At 67.9% G+C, this 15,647-nt stretch carries 17 protein-coding genes; 12 read left to right on the plus strand and 5 right to left on the minus strand.

The window, feature by feature from the left end:
• Positions 1–355 precede the first annotated feature (355 nt).
• Complete coding sequence (locus FHY06_RS12955) at positions 356–1,177, plus strand: alpha/beta fold hydrolase (protein WP_184605390.1); 822 nt, start codon at positions 356–358, stop codon at positions 1,175–1,177.
• Between the two features lie 26 nt (positions 1,178–1,203).
• Here FHY06_RS12955 and FHY06_RS12960 read toward each other — a convergent pair whose 3' ends face one another.
• Positions 1,204–1,995, minus strand: coding sequence for a transporter substrate-binding domain-containing protein (locus FHY06_RS12960; protein ID WP_026346393.1), 792 nt, complete (start codon positions 1,993–1,995; stop codon positions 1,204–1,206).
• Positions 1,996–2,277: 282 nt separating this feature from the next.
• Between FHY06_RS12960 and FHY06_RS12965 the strand changes: the two genes are divergently transcribed.
• Positions 2,278–2,982, plus strand: a complete 705-nt coding sequence (locus FHY06_RS12965; protein ID WP_019654836.1) for a glutathione S-transferase N-terminal domain-containing protein — start codon at positions 2,278–2,280, stop codon at positions 2,980–2,982.
• 31 nt (positions 2,983–3,013) lie between these two features.
• Here FHY06_RS12965 and FHY06_RS12970 read toward each other — a convergent pair whose 3' ends face one another.
• From FHY06_RS12970 to nthA, 4 genes are all read right to left on the minus strand, one after another.
• Positions 3,014–4,261, minus strand: a complete 1,248-nt coding sequence (locus FHY06_RS12970; protein ID WP_184605667.1) for a glutamate carboxypeptidase — start codon at positions 4,259–4,261, stop codon at positions 3,014–3,016.
• 135 nt (positions 4,262–4,396) lie between these two features.
• Positions 4,397–4,765, minus strand: coding sequence for a nitrile hydratase accessory protein (locus tag FHY06_RS12975; RefSeq protein WP_184605391.1), 369 nt, complete (start codon positions 4,763–4,765; stop codon positions 4,397–4,399).
• Positions 4,762–5,427, minus strand: a complete 666-nt coding sequence (gene nthB / locus FHY06_RS12980) for a nitrile hydratase subunit beta (RefSeq protein ID WP_019654833.1) — start codon at positions 5,425–5,427, stop codon at positions 4,762–4,764. Before nthB ends, FHY06_RS12975 begins: the two co-directional genes overlap by 4 nt.
• A complete protein-coding gene (nthA, locus tag FHY06_RS12985) occupies positions 5,424–6,095 on the minus strand; it encodes a nitrile hydratase subunit alpha (RefSeq protein ID WP_184605392.1) in 672 nt (223 codons plus the stop codon). The genes nthB and nthA overlap by 4 nt, the downstream gene beginning before the upstream one ends.
• 71 nt (positions 6,096–6,166) lie before the next feature.
• Between nthA and FHY06_RS12990 the strand changes: the two genes are divergently transcribed.
• From FHY06_RS12990 to tssG, 10 genes are all read left to right on the plus strand, one after another.
• Complete coding sequence (locus FHY06_RS12990) at positions 6,167–7,009, plus strand: thymidylate synthase (RefSeq protein ID WP_126185504.1); 843 nt, start codon at positions 6,167–6,169, stop codon at positions 7,007–7,009.
• Between the two features lie 14 nt (positions 7,010–7,023).
• Positions 7,024–7,548: a dihydrofolate reductase gene (locus tag FHY06_RS12995; protein WP_184605668.1), complete on the plus strand. Its 525-nt coding sequence runs from the start codon at positions 7,024–7,026 to the stop codon at positions 7,546–7,548.
• A gap of 8 nt (positions 7,549–7,556) precedes the next feature.
• Entirely contained in the window at positions 7,557–8,699 is a 1,143-nt protein-coding gene (locus FHY06_RS13000; RefSeq protein ID WP_184605393.1) for a phosphatidate phosphatase App1 family protein, read from the plus strand.
• A 206-nt stretch (positions 8,700–8,905) separates the two neighbouring features.
• Positions 8,906–9,145: a hypothetical protein gene (locus tag FHY06_RS13005; RefSeq protein WP_019654828.1), complete on the plus strand. Its 240-nt coding sequence runs from the start codon at positions 8,906–8,908 to the stop codon at positions 9,143–9,145.
• A gap of 508 nt (positions 9,146–9,653) precedes the next feature.
• Positions 9,654–10,235, plus strand: coding sequence for a type VI secretion system contractile sheath small subunit (gene tssB / locus FHY06_RS13010; RefSeq protein ID WP_019654827.1), 582 nt, complete (start codon positions 9,654–9,656; stop codon positions 10,233–10,235).
• 61 nt (positions 10,236–10,296) lie between these two features.
• Positions 10,297–11,802 (plus strand): type VI secretion system contractile sheath large subunit, encoded by a 1,506-nt coding sequence (gene tssC / locus FHY06_RS13015; protein WP_020723079.1) that lies wholly within the window; start codon positions 10,297–10,299, stop codon positions 11,800–11,802.
• A 60-nt stretch (positions 11,803–11,862) separates the two neighbouring features.
• Positions 11,863–12,345, plus strand: a complete 483-nt coding sequence (locus tag FHY06_RS13020; protein WP_019654825.1) for an Hcp family type VI secretion system effector — start codon at positions 11,863–11,865, stop codon at positions 12,343–12,345.
• Positions 12,346–12,377: 32 nt separating this feature from the next.
• Positions 12,378–12,839: a type VI secretion system baseplate subunit TssE gene (gene tssE, locus FHY06_RS13025; RefSeq protein WP_184605394.1), complete on the plus strand. Its 462-nt coding sequence runs from the start codon at positions 12,378–12,380 to the stop codon at positions 12,837–12,839.
• Positions 12,840–12,849: 10 nt separating this feature from the next.
• Positions 12,850–14,634, plus strand: coding sequence for a type VI secretion system baseplate subunit TssF (tssF, locus tag FHY06_RS13030; protein WP_184605669.1), 1,785 nt, complete (start codon positions 12,850–12,852; stop codon positions 14,632–14,634).
• Positions 14,631–15,638 (plus strand): type VI secretion system baseplate subunit TssG, encoded by a 1,008-nt coding sequence (gene tssG / locus FHY06_RS13035; protein ID WP_311733686.1) that lies wholly within the window; start codon positions 14,631–14,633, stop codon positions 15,636–15,638. The genes tssF and tssG overlap by 4 nt, the downstream gene beginning before the upstream one ends.
• The last annotated feature ends 9 nt before the right edge of the window (positions 15,639–15,647 follow it).

Raw genomic sequence — 15,647 nt, forward strand, 5'->3', positions numbered from 1 at the left:
CGGGGCCGCGAAATGCGTGGGCACCGAGTCGAGTCCGCCGTTGTTCTTGTGTCTTCCCGTCTCCGGGCGCGCTGGGCGCGCTGGGCGCGGATGCCATTGGAACTCCGCCGATCGCGAGATGGACGCTGCGGCCGTTGGCTGGTGTTAGGTGTTGTTAGGCGCGGGTATGCGCCACCGCAAACCGGGCGCGCCGCGGCGGTTCCGGCCGGGCCGCTTGAAAAGTAATGTCACGTCACGCCCTTCGGACACACAGGCATACAGAGCGGCCCCGGCTTCCTTCGCATCGCCCCTAGATTCAGTGCCGTCGGCCCAGGGTCGATCCCGTTCCACCCAAATCAACCAAGGAAGAATCGTCATGAAGAACTTCTCTCGCCGCCTCGCCGCGACCCTGATGGCCCACGCGCTCGGCGTGGCGGCGCTCGCGCCCCTGCATTCGTTCGCGCAGCCGGCGGACCGGGCCCCGTCCGCACAGTCCACCAAGCCCACGATCGTGCTCGTGCACGGCGCCTTCGCCGATTCGTCGAGTTGGGACGGCGTGGTGCAGCGCCTGCAGGCACGGCACTATTCCGTGATCGCCGCTGCGAACCCGCTGCGCGGGCCTTCGTTCGACGCGGCGTACGTCGCCGGCATCGTCGATGCGGTGAAGGGGCCGGTGGTGCTGGTCGGGCACTCGTACGGCGGCTCGGTCATCTCTGCCGCCGCCAACGGCAAGGCGAACGTGAAGGCGCTGGTCTACGTGGCGGCCTTCGCGCCGGAGGCCGGCGAAACGGCGATCGGCCTCACGGGCAAGTTCCCGGGCAGCACGCTCGGGCCCACGCTGGCGCCGGCGGTGCCGCTCGCCGACGGCGGCAAGGACCTGTACATCGATCAGGACAAGTTCCCCGCGCAGTTCGCGGCCGACGTTCCGCTCGCCAAGGCGCGCCTGATGGCCGTGGGGCAGCGGCCCATCGCCGAGGCGGCGCTGAACGAGCCGGCGCAGGCTGCGGCATGGAAATCGGTGCCGTCATGGTTCGTCTACGGCGATCGCGACAAGAACATCCCGCCGCAGGCCATGGCCTTCATGGCGCAGCGCGCCAACGCCCAGAAGACGGTGGTGGTCAAGGGCGCCTCGCACGTCGTGATGACTTCGCAGCCCGAGGCGGTGACCCGGGTGATCGTCGAGGCGGCCGGGCACTGAGCATCGGCGACCCCGCTTTCAGGCGCCTACTGCGGCAGCTCTCCGGCCGGTCGCTCCAGCCACTTCATGGACAGCCGGTCGAGCTCGCCGCTCTTCTTCGCCTCGTCGATGATGGCGTTGACCCGCTGCCGCAGCGCGTCCTCGCCCTTGGCCACGCCGATGTAGTTGGGGCTTTCCTTCAGCAGCAGCTTGTAGGTGGTGCCCAGCGCCGGGTTGCTGGCCATGATGGTGTTCGCGACGGAAGCGCCCGTGGCGATCAACTGCGCCTGCCCGGAGACGAAGGCCGAGACGGTGCGGGTGTTGTCGTCGAAGCGGCGGATGTCGGTGCCCGAGGGCGCGACCTTGTTGAGCTCCTGGTCCTCGACCGAGCCGCGCGTGACCGCGATCGACTTGCCCGACAGGTCGGCGAAGCTCCTGACATTCAGGCTCTTCGCGCCGAAGATGGCCTGGTAGAACGGCGAGTACGCGGCGGTGAAGTCGATCTGCTTCTCACGGTCGGGGTTCTTGCCCAGCGTGGCGATGACCAGCGCGGCCTTCTTCTTCTGCAGCGTCGGGATGCGGTTGGCGCTGGTCACGGGGATCAGGTCGACCTCCACGCCCAGCTTGGCACCGATGTAGTTGGCCATGTCGATGTCCAGGCCGTGCATCTTGAAGTCGCGGTCCATCGAGCCGTAGGGCGGGAAATCGGGAGGAACCGCAATGGCGATCTTCTTGTTCTTCAGGATGGTGTCCAGCGCGCTTTGCGCATGGACCGCCCCGGTTGCCATGAGGGCGCCGAGCGCGAGCCCCAGGACGAATTGCAATCTGCCGAATTTCATGATGCCTGAACGATGACGAGTGGTTGTGGGTTTGATGTCGGACGCACGGCTGCCTGGGCGGCCGCGCCCGGCGCACAGCCGCACGAATCGTGCCAGTGGTATACAAGGCTCGTGCACTCGATCAGAACGACAAACCCGGTGCGCAAGCCGCGAACCGGCCCTGATTCAGGGCCGCGAGCCCCACATTGGGGACTCGCGACGACAAGAAGCCGCCCATGCACGCGCTGCTGCCGACGCGGGCAGAATCCCGCGCTTGCAGTCTCATCCCCTCAAGGACCTTTCATGACCGATCTCTCGAACTTCCCCATCACGAAGAAGTGGCCCGCGCAGCACCCCGAGCGGCTGCAGCTCTATTCGCTGCCCACGCCCAACGGCGTGAAGGTGTCGATCATGCTGGAGGAGACCGGCCTGCCCTACGAGCCGCACCTGGTGAGCTTCGAGACCAACGACCAGATGTCGCCCGAGTTCCTGTCGCTCAACCCGAACAACAAGATCCCGGCCATCCTCGATCCCGACGGACCCGGCGGCAAGCCGCTGGCGCTGTTCGAATCGGGCGCGATCCTCGTGTACCTCGCCGAGAAGACCGGAAAGCTCATCCCGCAGGACGCGGCCGGCCGCTACGAGACCCTGCAGTGGGTGATGTTCCAGATGGGCGGCATCGGCCCGATGTTCGGCCAGCTGGGTTTCTTCAACAAGTTCGCCGGCAAGGACTACGAGGACAAGCGCCCGCGCGACCGCTACGTGAACGAGTCGAAGCGCCTGCTTGGCGTGCTCGACAGGCGCCTGGCCGATCGCGCATGGATCATGGGCAGCGACTACACCATCGCCGACATCGCCACCTTCCCATGGATCCGCAACCTGATCGGCTTCTACGAGGCCGGCGACCTGGTCGGCTTCAAGGACTTCCCGAACGTCGCGCGCACGCTCGAGGCCTTCGTGGCGCGCCCTGCCGTGGTGGCGGGGCTGGGCATCCCGAAGCGCGGCTGAGAAGAGCTCAGCCGGCCATCGGGCGACGACCTCAGTTCGCGCTGAGATCCATCAGCATGCGCGAGAGCAGGTACAGGCGCGGCACCACGCTCTCGACTTCCGCGTACTCCTCCGGCGTGTGGATGCCGCCGCCCACGATGCCGAAGCCGTCGAGCACCGGCACGCCGACGCCCGCCACCAGGCTCGCATCGGCCGCGCCGCCGCTGCTCTCGATGGTGAGCTTCTTGCCGATCTCGGCGTAGATGCCTTCGGCCATGGCCACCAGCTTGTCCGAAGCGGGCGAGCGCGGCATCGGCGGCAGGCCGCGGACCAGGCGCACGCGCACCTCGGTCTCGGGGATCAGCTTGTTCTGCGAGATGCGCGCGAGGTCCTTCTCGACGCGGTCGAGCTCCTCGGGGGTAGCGGCGCGCACGTCGCCCTTGGCGCTCGCGGTCGCGGGAATCACGTTGGTCGGGCCGTTGGCCGTGAGCACGGTGAAGTTGACGGTGGTCTTCTTCGCCGCGTCGGCCGCCTTCGACAGCTGCAGCACCTGGTGCGCCACTTCCATCGCCGCGTTGCGGCCTGCCTCGGGCGCCACGCCTGCGTGGGCCGCCAGCCCCTTCACCTCGACGAGCGCGGTGGCGGAGCCCTTGCGCTCGACCACGAGGCCGTCGGCCGGCCGGCCCGGCTCAAGGTTCAGCGCCACGTCGTGCTGCTTGGCCACGCGCTCGATGAGCGCGCTGGTGCCCACCGAGCCGGTCTCCTCGTTGGTGTCGAGCAGGAAGGTGATCTGCCCATAGTCCTTGAAGCCGATCTGCTGCAGGATCTTCAGCGCGTACAGGCCCGCCACCACGCCGCCCTTGTCGTCCATCACGCCGGGACCGTAGGCGCGGCCGTCCTTGATGTAGAAGGGCTTGGCCGCGGCGGTGCCTTCCTTGAAGACGGTGTCCATGTGCGCGAGGATCAGGATCTTCTTCTTGCCCTGGCCCGTCAGTGTCGCCACTACGTTGGTGCCGGGATGCGGCTCCGCCGGAAAGGTCTCGATGCGCGCACCGAGCTTGCGCAGTTCTTCCACCGCCAGATCGCTCACCTTGGCCAGGCCCGCCGTGTCGGCAGAACCGGAGTCGATGTTGACCATGGTCTCCAGCATCTTGAGCGCGCCGTCCTTGCTCTGCGTGGCCGCGTCGAGGACGCCCTGGTGAGGCTTCTGCGCCATGGCGTTGCCGGCCAGCAGCGCGCATGCGAGCGCGGTGCAATGGGCGACGGCGAGCAGGCGGCGGGCAGGCGGCCGGGCTTTCATGGCCGAGGAAGCCGAAGAAGCCGAGCAGGCGGATGCGGGATGGCGCGAGTGGATCGTCATTGTTGTCCGTTCTGTTGAAGGAAGTTCCAGGAAGGCGCGGCAGCGCCGCCGCGCCGTGCTGACTCTACAGACAGTTCAGCGGGGGAAGTCTTCCGCGCGCAACTCGATCGGCTGCCCGTGCGGGGTTCGGTCCGCCGCGTGCGCCCAGGCATGGCGGTAGCGCGCCAGTTCGCCTTCGGAGCTGGCGCCCTTGCCGGCCACGAGCTTCTCGAGCGCGGCCAGCCAGTGCAGGTAGTAGGTCTGGCCGGTATCGGGGTCGCCCGCCGCCTGTGCCTGGGCGATCTGTACGGCCAGCGCCTCAGCCCATTCGGGCCAGGTGAAGAGGCCGCGCTCGTGCAGGGCCAGCGTCATCGCGAAAGCCAGCGCCTCCCAGGGCGCGTTGAACACGGGCCCGTCCGCATCGCGCGGCATGCCGGGCGACAGGGGCATGCGCTCGCTGCTCATGCCGCCGCCTCCAGGTAGCTTTCCCACGCGTCGACCGAGACCGCGAGGTTCTGGCGCGGCGCGTCGCCGCCCCACAGCTCGGCTTCGTCGAACTCCACCGTGTAGAGCCACTGCGGCTGTTCGCCGAGCCCTTGCGCGTTGGTGTCGGCGAACACATGCGCGCCGTGCACCCGGACGATGGTGCCGCGCCTGCCCTGAACATAGGCGGGCAGCCGCGTGTGATGGTCGACCTTGCCCGCATGCATGCGCACCTCCTGGCCCACCGCGAAGCGAGCCGCGGCGGGCGCGGGACGCTCGGTGGGCGAGCCCTTGGCAAGCGCCGGCTGCACGTCGGCGGCACGCAGCACGCGGGCCACGGGTGCGGCCGCATGGCGCATCTCGCCGCTGGCGATCTCGTCGGCAAAGAGCTGGCCGCGCTGCTGCATCAGCTGCTCCAGCGCGCGAAGCCAGATCTGGTAGTAGCTGAGTTCGCGGTAGTCGGGCAGCGTCTCGCGCACGGAGCGGCTCGCGTCGATGTTCCACGAGCCGGTCGCGCCCATGGCCAGCACGAGCGCCAGGGCACGCGGCTCCCAAGCGGCATGGAAGAGTTCGCCTTCCGCCTCGGGCACGACCCTGCCGAAGCCCGGCAGTCCGCCGAGGTCGGCCTTGGTCTCGTAGCTCATGCGGTGTGCTCCTGTTCCACCGGAGCACCGGCCAGCCGCGTGCCGATCATCGAATCGCGCGAGACCAGGTCGGCCAGCTGCTCTTCACTCAGGTCCTCGGTGCCGGCGGGCCGCTGCGGGATGACGAGATAGCGCACCTCGGCGGTCGAATCCCACACGCGGATGCGCGTGGCCTCGGGCAGCACGGTGCCGAAGTCGGCGAGCACGCCCCGCGGGTCCTTCACCGCGCGCGAGCGGTATGGCGCGCTCTTGTACCAGGTGGGCGGCAGGCCCAGCACGGGCCAGGGGTAGCAGCTGCACAGGGTGCACACCACCATGTGGTGCGTGTCGTCGGTGTTCTCCACCGCCACCATGTGCTCGCCCTGGCGGCCGGTGTAGCCTAGCGAGGCGATCGCCGCGGTGGCATCGGCCAGCAGCCACTGCCGGAAGGCCGGGTCGACCCAGGCCCTGGCCACCACCCGCGCGCCGTTGCGCGGGCCGACGCGGGTCTGGTAGGTGTCGATCAGCACATCGAGCGCGGCCGGGTCGATGTAGCCTTTCTGCGCAAGCACGCTCTCGAGGGCGCGCACGCGCAGGTCCATCTCGCCGAGTTCGCTGTGTTCGTGGCCATGGTCGTGGGCGTGTTCGTCGCCGTGGCCGCTGTCGTCGTGGGGGTGGTCGGAGCTCATCCGGGCGATGCTACGCCCGGGCACTTAAAATTCGAAGCCTCCCGCCAGTTCCCCTCCGGAAGCCCTACCCCATGACCTCCACGCCCGCCCGCCCCGTCCGCTCCCAGTACGAAGATTTCATGCGCCACGTCGACACCCATGGCGTCTTCAAGAGCGACCGCACGGGCACCGGCACCAAGAGCGTGTTCGGCCACCAGATGCGCTTCGACCTGAACGAGGGCTTCCCTCTGGTGACCACCAAGAAGGTTCACCTGAAGTCCATCATCCAGGAACTGCTGTGGTTCCTCACCGGCTCGAGCAACAACAACTGGCTCAAGGAGCGCGGCGTCACCATCTGGGACGAATGGGCGCGCGAGGACGGCGACCTCGGCCCCGTGTACGGCGTGCAGTGGCGCAGCTGGCCGACGCCCGACGGCGGCCACATCGACCAGATCGCCGAAGTCATCAAGACGCTGAAGACCAACCCCGATTCGCGCCGCATCATCGTGAGCGCATGGAACGTGGCTGAACTGTCGAAGATGGCGCTCATGCCCTGCCACGCCTTCTTCCAGTTCTACGTGGCGCCGCCGCAGGCCGAGGGCGAGCGCGGCAAGCTCAGCTGCCAGCTCTACCAGCGCAGCGCCGACATCTTCCTGGGCGTGCCCTTCAACATCGCGAGCTATGCGCTGCTCACGCACATGATCGCGCAGCAGTGCGACCTCGACGTGGGCGACTTCATCTGGACCGGCGGCGACTGCCACATCTACAGCAACCACGCCGAGCAGGTGGCGCTGCAGCTCAGCCGCACGCCCTACCCCTACCCCACGCTGCACATCAAGCGCAAGCCGGCCTCGATCTTCGATTACCAGTACGAAGACTTCGAGGTGCTCGACTACCGGCACCACGACGCGATCAAGGCTCCCGTGGCGGTATGAGCGGTGCCAGTCCGATGAGCAAGCCGCGCATCAACCTCATCTTCGCCCGAGCCGCCAACGGCGTGATCGGCGTGGACAACACCATCCCCTGGCACATCCCGGAGGACATGGCGCACTTCAAGCAGCAGACAGCGGGCGCGCCGGTGATCATGGGCCGCAAGACCTGGGACTCGCTGCCGCCGCGTTTCCGCCCGCTGCCGGGCCGGCGCAACATCGTGGTCACGCGGCAGGCCGACTGGCAGGCCGAAGGTGCGCAGCGCGCGGCGAGCCTGCAGGAGGCACTGGCGCTTTGCGAACAGCCGGGCGTCGAGACCGCATGGGTCATCGGCGGCGCGCAGATCTATGCCGAGGCCGAGCCGCTCGCGCATCGCGCGGTGGTGACCGAGGTGGCGCGCGACTACGAGGGCGATGCCTACGCACCCGAACTCGACGCCGCCTGCTGGCGCGAGACGCAGCGCGAAGCGCATGTCTCGGCCAAGGAAGGCCTGGGCTTCAGCTTCGTCACCTACGAGCGCGTCGCGCCCGCCCCCGGCAGGTAAGCGAGGCGATGGGCGAAGGCGCAGCGCACCGGCTCCCACCGAGCGGCCCGCGGCGCCGCTCGCTGATCGCCGGCGCGGCCTTGCTCGCGGGCCTCGCGCCGATGCGGCTCGTGCATGCGGCCGAGCCGCTGGAGCCCGACGAGGAAGCGCTCTTCATGACCGGCACGGCGCGCCCCACCGCCGATGGCCGGCTCGAGGTCGACATCCACGCGTGGATCTTCGAGCGCGAGAACCGCTGGGGCCTCGATGCGGCCTTCGCGCGCTACCTGGGCCTGAGCCTGAAGAAGCTCTCGCCCGCAGCTCGCCTGCGCTTCAACCAGCGCACCGCGCTCTTCCATGCGGAGTCGGAAGAAGGCAAGGTGATCGACGTCGACTTCGACGGCACCTCCACGCGCGTGACGATGCCGCCATCGGGCAAGGACGGCCGCTGCAACCTGCGCGTCGTGATCGACATGCCGCGCGCACCGCTGCTTGCGACATCGCATTCGCCTCAGGACTGGGTGCAGTTCCATGGCGTGACCGGTCCGGGCGAGCTGCTGCACCGCTTCAGGGGACAGGCGCTCGTGGTGCCCGAGCAGGGCGTCTCCGTCATCTCGGACATCGACGACACCATCAAGCGCACGCAGGTGCGCGACCGGCGCGAGATGCTGCTCAACACCTTCGCGCGGCGCTTCGAGTCGGCGCCTCGCATGGCCGGCTGGTACCGCGCGCTGGCGAAGGTGCCGGGCACGCGCTTCCACTATCTCTCGGCGAGCCCGATCCAGCTCTATCCGGCGCTGTCGGACTTCATCCGCAATGCCGACTTTCCGCAAGGCAGCATGCACCTGCGCGAGAGCACGACGTGGCGCACGCTCATTCCCGGCGACGAGGATTCGCGCACGCACAAGCTCGGCGTGATCGGGCGGCTGCTCGCCGAATTTCCGCAGCGGCGCTTCGTGCTGGTGGGCGACTCGGGCGAGGCCGATCCAGAGATCTACGCGCAAACGTTTCGCTCCCACCCGCAGCGCATCGAAAGCATCGTGATCCGCGACGTGACGGGCGAAGGCCGCACCTCCGATCGCTATCGCGCGACCTTCGAAGGCATCGACCCGGTGCGCTGGCACATCGTGATGCCCGACACCGCCGCGTGGCCCGTGCAGGCCCTCAACTAACCATCGAGCATTCGTCGGCAAAGGCCTGCGGCGAGTCAGCCCGCGGGCAGGTGGGCCCGCGCAGACTGGCACCTTCTTCTGTCTTGCCGCGCGAAAGGAGCACTTCGGTACACGCGGGCAAAGGCACGCGCAGCGCAGGGTTTAGACAACGCTAATTGTTTGTGCGCACAATGTCCGGAACGCCCTCAACCACAAGGAGACGGCTCATGTCCATGGAATTTCTTCGGACCATCGCCGAGCAGAAATTGCCATACGTCGTTCACACGCCGGCCGACATCGACAGGCTGCGCGTGCTGCGCGCCGCAGATCTGGTGACTGCATTCATTCCGCCGGCCGACCACGCGTCCGATGCGCGCGCGATCCGCCAGCTCGCGCAGGTCGAATCGATCACGGCCAAGGGCATGCTGGCACTCAACAAAGCCACCTCGGCCTTCATCGAACTGTAAGAGGCGCTTCAGCTTCTTTCCTCTCTGCAGAGGCCTCGCGCGAGCCTCTTTGCACGCCTCCTGAAGGCCCCCTGCACACCCGCTGCAGCGTGTGCAGCACCTCCGCATTCACTGTTACAAGTTGCCCGTTTTTGCACGAGCCAGGGCTCGCCTTGGGTAGCCCTGCGCGCATCTCTCACGCCCTGCCTGGGCGACCGAGCACGCGTCTTCGCACGTCTTCTCGCTATCACGCGCCTCATTTGCGTGTCAATTACGTGAAAAAACGCTCAATTACATGAGTTTCTACGGAGACATGGCTTGCCTTTTCTCCGGTTTTTTCTCGATTCATGGGGTACCTACCCAATTCTGGGGATTGTTGCTAGATATCTCCATTTGTATCTTTCGTGCGTCTCAAAGCATGCCGGGACTGCAACGGCAACGGGCCGCGGACCGCCTTCACCGGGGCGGAGCTGCGTCGAAAACACACGACCTGTGTTCTTGTCACTTCAACCTTTTCCGAGAGCGAACAATGTCGAACAGCTTGCAAAAATGGGTGGGACGCAATCGTCCTCCGCGCGTCCAGATCACCTATGACGTCGAGATCGGCGACGCCGTCGAAAAGAAGGAACTGCCGCTCGTGGTGGGCCTGCTGGCCGACCTGTCGGGCCAGCCCGAACAGCCGCTGCCCAAGCTCAAGGAGCGCCGCTTCGTCGAGATCGACCGCGACAACTTCGACGGCGTGCTCGGCAACATCGCCCCGCGCCTCGACCTGTCGGTGCCCGACACCATGAAGGGCGATGGCAACCTGAAGATCGAACTGAACTTCAAGGAGTTCGGCGACTTCCATCCCGAAGCCATCGTGAGCCAGGTGCCGCGCCTGGCCAAGCTGCTCGAGGCGCGCCAGCAGCTGCGCGACCTGCTCGCCAAGCTCGACGGCAACGACGAACTCGACGGCCTGCTCGAGCGCGTGGTGAAGAACAGCGAAGACCTCAAGACGGTCCAGAGCCAGGCCAAGGCGGAAGCCGACGCCGCACCGGCACAGGCCCCCGCCGCCGCTTCCCCGGAAGCTGCCGCACAGACCTCCCCCGAAGCCGAAGCACCGGCAGCGTGATCAACCACGCCGGCAGCTGCCCCTCGCTGCGCAGCCCGGCACTTCATGAATGGTGATAGAGATGGCCAACAAATCCAAAGCCGCCGAAGCCGGCAGCGCAGCAGCAACCACCGTCACGACCAGTGACATGAGCCTGCTCGACAAGATCGTCTACGAAGGCAACATGACGACGGAGCCCTCGCAGGGCGCCTACGCGAAGAAGCTGATCGGCCAGCTGGCTTCGCAGATCCTCGACGAAGGCATGAAGACCAGCCCCGACAAGGGCGTGGTCACGCTGATCAACGAGCGTGTCGCCGAGATCGACCGCCTGCTGACCGACCAGCTCAACGCGATCCTGCACGCCCCCGAGTTCCAGGCCCTCGAAGCCTCGTGGCGCGGCCTGCACGACATGGTGTTCGGCACCGAGACCGGCAGCAACCTCAAGCTGCGCCTGCTCAACGTGAGCAAGAAGGACCTGCTGAAGGACCTGGAAGGCGCCGTCGACCACGACACCAGCGTGCTCTTCAAGAAGATCTACGAAGAGGAATACGGCACCTACGGCGGCCACCCCTACTCGCTGCTGATCGGCGACTACTACTTCGGCCGCCACCCGCAGGACATCGCCCTGCTGGAGCGCATCTCCCGCGTGGCCGCCGCCGCGCATGCGCCGTTCATCGCCGCGGCCGCGCCGGCCCTGTTCGACTTCAAGTCGTTCACCGAGCTGGGCATTCCGCGCGACCTGTCGAAGACCTTCGAGAGCGCCGAGCTCACCGCGTGGCGCAGCTTCCGCGACTCGGAAGATTCGCGCTACGTTTCGCTGGTGCTGCCCAGCTATGCCGCCCGCCTGCCCTACGGCGCCAAGACCATTCCCGTGGAGAACTTCAACTACGAGGAAGACGTCGACGGCACCGACCACGGCAAGTACCTGTGGGCCAACGCGGCCTACCAGCTGGGCCTTCGCATCACGCAGGCCCACTCGCTGTACGGCTGGACCACGGCCATCCGCGGCGTGGAAGGCGGCGGCAAGGTCGACGGCCTGGTGGCCCACGCCTACAAGACGGACGAAGGCGACATCGCGCTGAAGCCGCCGACGGAAGTGACCATCACCGACCGCCGCGAGAAGGAGCTGAGCGACCTGGGCTTCATCGCCATCGTCAACTCCAAGGGCTCGAACACCGCCACCTTCTTCGGCGGGCAGACCGTGAACAAGCCCAAGGTCTACGACAAGGATGCGGCCAACGCCAACGCGGCCGTCTCGGCTCGCCTGCCCTACATCCTGGCCGCATCGCGCTTCGCCCACTACCTGAAGGTGATCGTGCGCGACAAGATCGGCAGCTTCCAGACGCAGGCCGACATGCAGAAGCACCTGAACAACTGGGTCGCGAACTACGTGCTGGTCAGCCCCTCGGCGCCGCAGGCCATGAAGGCCAAGTACCCGCTGAGCCAGGCCCGCGTCGACGTGACCGAAGTGCCGGGCAAGCCGGGTTCGTACCGCGCCATCGCCTTCCTGAAGCCGCACTTCCAGCTGGAAGAGCTCTCGGCCTCGATCCGCCTGGTGGCCGACCTGCCGGCAGCGGCAGCGGCCTGATCGCCCAAATCCCGTCAATCAACGTCGACAACGAACCGACCGACAGAAAGAACTTTCGAAATGCCTATCTACCTCAAGATGCCGGGCGTGACCGGCCAGACCCAGATCGAAGGCCACAAGGACGAGATGGAAGTGCAGAGCTTCCAGTTCGGCGCCGGCCTTGCCGTGACCTCGGGCACCTCCAACCAGGAACGCACCGCGGGCAAGCCCAGCTTCTCGGAGATCACCGTGACGCGCACCAGCGACTCGGCCACGCCCCAGCTGCTGCAGAAGCTCGCAGGCGGCGAGGTGTTCGCGGGCGACACCGTCATCACCTTCCCGCGCGAGGACAAGAGCGGCCTGCTGCCCCTGATGGTGGTGACGCTGACCGACGTGATCCTCAGCGGCTTCTCGGTGTCCAGCGGCGGCGACCTGCCTTCCGAAAGCATCTCCCTGAACTACGCGGCCATCAAGGTCGACTACACGAAGCAGAAGGAAGAAGGCGGCCAGGAAGGCGTCGCACCGTTCGGCTGGGACATCTCCAAGAACGTCGCGGTGGCCTGATCGAGCGCCGCTGACCTCCGGCGCCGATCACCGTGTCCGAACTCGTCAAAGGGGGCGTCGCCCCCCTGTTCGACCGGTTGGCGTCCGCGCAGTCCGAGCAGGTGCGGAGTACCGCGCATCTCGAGACGATGGAATCCGTGCAGGACTCCATCGGCCGCGAGCTGCGCCGGCTCTTCAACACGCGCTCGCCGCTTTCGGCGGAGGACTACGCGCAAGGCAGCGGCACCGTCCTGGAGTACGGCATTCCCGATTTTTCCGTGTTCAGCGCACAGAACGCGGCCGACCTTCAGAGGTTGGCCGCGCTGCTGCGCACGGCCGTCGCGCGCTACGAGCCGCGGCTGTCGGAGGTGAGCGTGCAGGTCAGCCCCGCGCCCAACCGGCACGAGGTGGCGCTGGTGCGCATCGGCGCGCAGGCGCGCGCCGGCCTCGCGCTGCGCCGCGTGGACTTCGAGATGCTGCTGGGCGCGCCGGACAGCCTGATGAAAGTCGCCTGACGTGTCCAACATCCAGCACAGCGACCTGCTGCAGTACTACAAGCGCGAACTGTCCTACCTGCGAGGACAGGGGGCGGACTTCGCCCAGCGCTATCCCAAGGTCGCATCGCGCCTCTCGCTGCACGGCGGCGAGTCGCTCGACCCCCACACAGAGCGGCTGATCGAGTCGGTGGCCTTCCTGTCGGCGCGCGTGCACCGCGACCTCGACCAGGAGTTTCCCGACGTCGCCTACGCCCTGCTCGACAACCTCTGCCCTTCGCTCGTGCAGCCGCTTCCCTCGATGTCGGTGGCGCAGTTCGAGCTCGATCCGGCGCAGGGCAAGGTCACGGCAGGATTCCGCGTGCCGCGCCACACCATGCTGCATGCGCGCACATCGCCGCACGCACCGGGGGCTTCGTCCCAGGACTGCCGCTTCCGCACCGCCTGGGACACCGTGCTGTGGCCGCTGCGGATCACGCATGCCGCCATCGACAGCGACGCAGTGCTGCGGCTCGCGCTCGAATGCGACGACCAGACCGACTTCTCCGAGCTGGAGATCGACAGCCTGCGTATCCACCTGCAGGGCGACTGGATGACCACCATGCCGCTGTACGACGCACTGGTGTCCGGCGTGAAGTCGGTGGCCGTCATCCCCGAAGGCGGCATGGCGCAGACCCTGCCGGCCGACGCATGGCGCGAGGTCGGTTTCGCCGAGGGCGAGGAAGTGCTGCCCCAGCCCGCCAACGCGCAGCCTGCCTACGGCCTGCTGCAGGAGTACTTCGCGTTCCCGCGCAAGTTCCATTTCTTCGACCTGCACCACCTGCGCTCACGCCTGGGCAGCGGACGCCGCTGCGAGATCGCGTTCCAGCTCGACCGCTCTACGCGCGCGCTGCGCTACATCGACGCGGACAACTTCCAGCTCGGCTGCACGCCCATCGTCAACCTGTTCCCGCGCGTGAGCGAGCCGCTGGCGATGGACCAGCGCCACTACGAATACATGCTGGTGCCCGACCGCCAGCGCGACGCGACCACAGAAGTGCATTCCATCGTCTCCGTGGTCGCATCGGATCCGGACGCCGACAAGCCGGTGAACGTGCCCGGCTTCGCCGCGCTGGGCCACGTAGACGGCGCGCCGGGCGTGAAGGAAGGCGCGGTCTTCTGGTCCGCGCGCCGCGAGCCCTGCCTGCGCCAGAACATTCCGGGCACCGACGTCTTCCTGTCCTTCGTCGACCAGGGCAAGGCCCACACACGGCCCGCGCAGCCCGTGGTCTACGCGCACCTGCTGTGCACCAACCGCCGCCTGGCCGAGCAGGTGCCCGTGGGCGCGCGCCTGCTGGCCGAGGGCCCGCCGCAGCCCACGCACGTGCGCTGCCTCTACGAGCCCACCGCGCAGCGCGATCCGCCGCTGGGCAGCGAGACGCTGTGGCGGCTGGTGTCGCTGCTCACGCTCAACCACCAGTCGCTGGTGGACGGCTCCACCGGCCGCGAACAGCTGCGCGAGATGCTGCTGCTGTTCGCCTCCGACAGCCGGCGCGACCACGCGCAGATCCGCGGCATCGCCGGGCTCTCGGCGCGCGGCGTCACCGCGCACGTGGGCACCGAGGCGTGGCGCGGGTATTGCCGCGGCACGCAGGTCACGCTCGAATTCGAGGACGACGCCTTCGTCGGCGGCTCGCCGCTGATGATGTCGGCGGTGCTCGCGCGCTTCTTCGCGATGTACACCTCGGTCAACTCCTTCGTGCGCCTCGCAGTGCGCAGCGGCGAGGAGATCCGCAAGCAGTGGGCCCCGATGACGGGCCGGCAGGTGGTGCTGTGATCGTCGAAGAACTCGCCGCCCGCCCGCAGGACTTCAACCTGTTCCAGGCCATCAGCCTGCTGGAGCGCGCCGCGCCCCAGGCGGTGCCCGTGGGCCGATCGCAGGGCCCGCGCGAGCGTGAGGCCGTGCGGCTGCACGCCTTCGTCTCGCTCGCCTTCGAGGCCAGCGACGTGCGCGATGTCGGCACCGAGGCCGCCACGGGCGAGCCCTGGACGCTCACCACGCCCGCGCTCTCGCTCGCGGGCAGCGGCGGCCCGCTGCCGATGCCCTTCACCGAGATGCTGCTGGAGCGCCGTCAGCAGCGCGACTACGCCACGCAGGACTTCCTCGACATCTTCAACCACCGCTTCCTGGCCTTCCTCTACCGGAGCCGGCGCAAGCACCACATCGCGCTGAACCCGCAGTCGCCCGCGCGCTCGACGCTGGCCACCACGCTCGACGCGGCCAGCGCGCTCGGGCTGCGCGCCGGCGTGCGCGCGCCCGACGGATCGGCCCAGTGGCTGCGGCATGCCGGCCTGCTCGGCGGCTCGCCGCGCGGCATGACGGCCCTGCTCGCTCTGCTGCGCGACCGCCTCGGCGTGCAGGTGGACGGCACGCAGTTCCGCGGCCGATGGCTGGCCCTCGAACCCGACGCCTCGGCGCGGCTGGACATGCGCACGCCGCTGGGCGGCGGCGCGGTGCTCGGCAAGCGCGTGTGGGACCAGGGCGCGGGCATCCGCCTCGTCTTCGGCAACCTGAGCCAGCAACGGCTGCGCGACCTGCTTCCCAAGGGCGCCGACCATGCGCTCGCCAGGTGGCTGGTGCGCCGCTTCATCCCGCAGGACCTGAAGGTCGAGATGGAGCTGCGGCTGGCACCTTCCGAATCGCGCAGCAGCGTGCTCGGCGCATCCAACCCGATGCGCCTGGGCTGGACCTCGTGGGTTGCCGGGCCGGCCTTCCGCGGCGCACTGCCGCCCGTTCAACACACCCTGACCAGCGACGGCGGCGACGCGCCGCACGGCTGATCCGAACAC

Origin of the sequence: Variovorax atrisoli (assembly GCF_014195185.1) — a bacterium.
GTDB lineage: Bacteria > Pseudomonadota > Gammaproteobacteria > Burkholderiales > Burkholderiaceae_C > Variovorax > Variovorax atrisoli.

Bases quoted from the DNA above. Each gene is read 5' to 3' on its own strand.
- FHY06_RS12955 (WP_184605390.1), top strand. From the start codon at position 356: ATGAAGAACTTCTCTCGCCGCCTCGCCGCGACCCTGATGGCCCACGCG.
- FHY06_RS12960 (WP_026346393.1), bottom strand. From the start codon at position 1,995: ATGAAATTCGGCAGATTGCAATTCGTCCTGGGGCTCGCGCTCGGCGCC.
- FHY06_RS12965 (WP_019654836.1), top strand. From the start codon at position 2,278: ATGACCGATCTCTCGAACTTCCCCATCACGAAGAAGTGGCCCGCGCAG.
- FHY06_RS12970 (WP_184605667.1), bottom strand. From the start codon at position 4,261: ATGAAAGCCCGGCCGCCTGCCCGCCGCCTGCTCGCCGTCGCCCATTGC.
- FHY06_RS12975 (WP_184605391.1), bottom strand. From the start codon at position 4,765: ATGAGCAGCGAGCGCATGCCCCTGTCGCCCGGCATGCCGCGCGATGCG.
- nthB (WP_019654833.1), bottom strand. From the start codon at position 5,427: ATGAGCTACGAGACCAAGGCCGACCTCGGCGGACTGCCGGGCTTCGGC.
- nthA (WP_184605392.1), bottom strand. From the start codon at position 6,095: ATGAGCTCCGACCACCCCCACGACGACAGCGGCCACGGCGACGAACAC.
- FHY06_RS12990 (WP_126185504.1), top strand. From the start codon at position 6,167: ATGACCTCCACGCCCGCCCGCCCCGTCCGCTCCCAGTACGAAGATTTC.
- FHY06_RS12995 (WP_184605668.1), top strand. From the start codon at position 7,024: ATGAGCAAGCCGCGCATCAACCTCATCTTCGCCCGAGCCGCCAACGGC.
- FHY06_RS13000 (WP_184605393.1), top strand. From the start codon at position 7,557: ATGGGCGAAGGCGCAGCGCACCGGCTCCCACCGAGCGGCCCGCGGCGC.
- FHY06_RS13005 (WP_019654828.1), top strand. From the start codon at position 8,906: ATGTCCATGGAATTTCTTCGGACCATCGCCGAGCAGAAATTGCCATAC.
- tssB (WP_019654827.1), top strand. From the start codon at position 9,654: ATGTCGAACAGCTTGCAAAAATGGGTGGGACGCAATCGTCCTCCGCGC.
- tssC (WP_020723079.1), top strand. From the start codon at position 10,297: ATGGCCAACAAATCCAAAGCCGCCGAAGCCGGCAGCGCAGCAGCAACC.
- FHY06_RS13020 (WP_019654825.1), top strand. From the start codon at position 11,863: ATGCCTATCTACCTCAAGATGCCGGGCGTGACCGGCCAGACCCAGATC.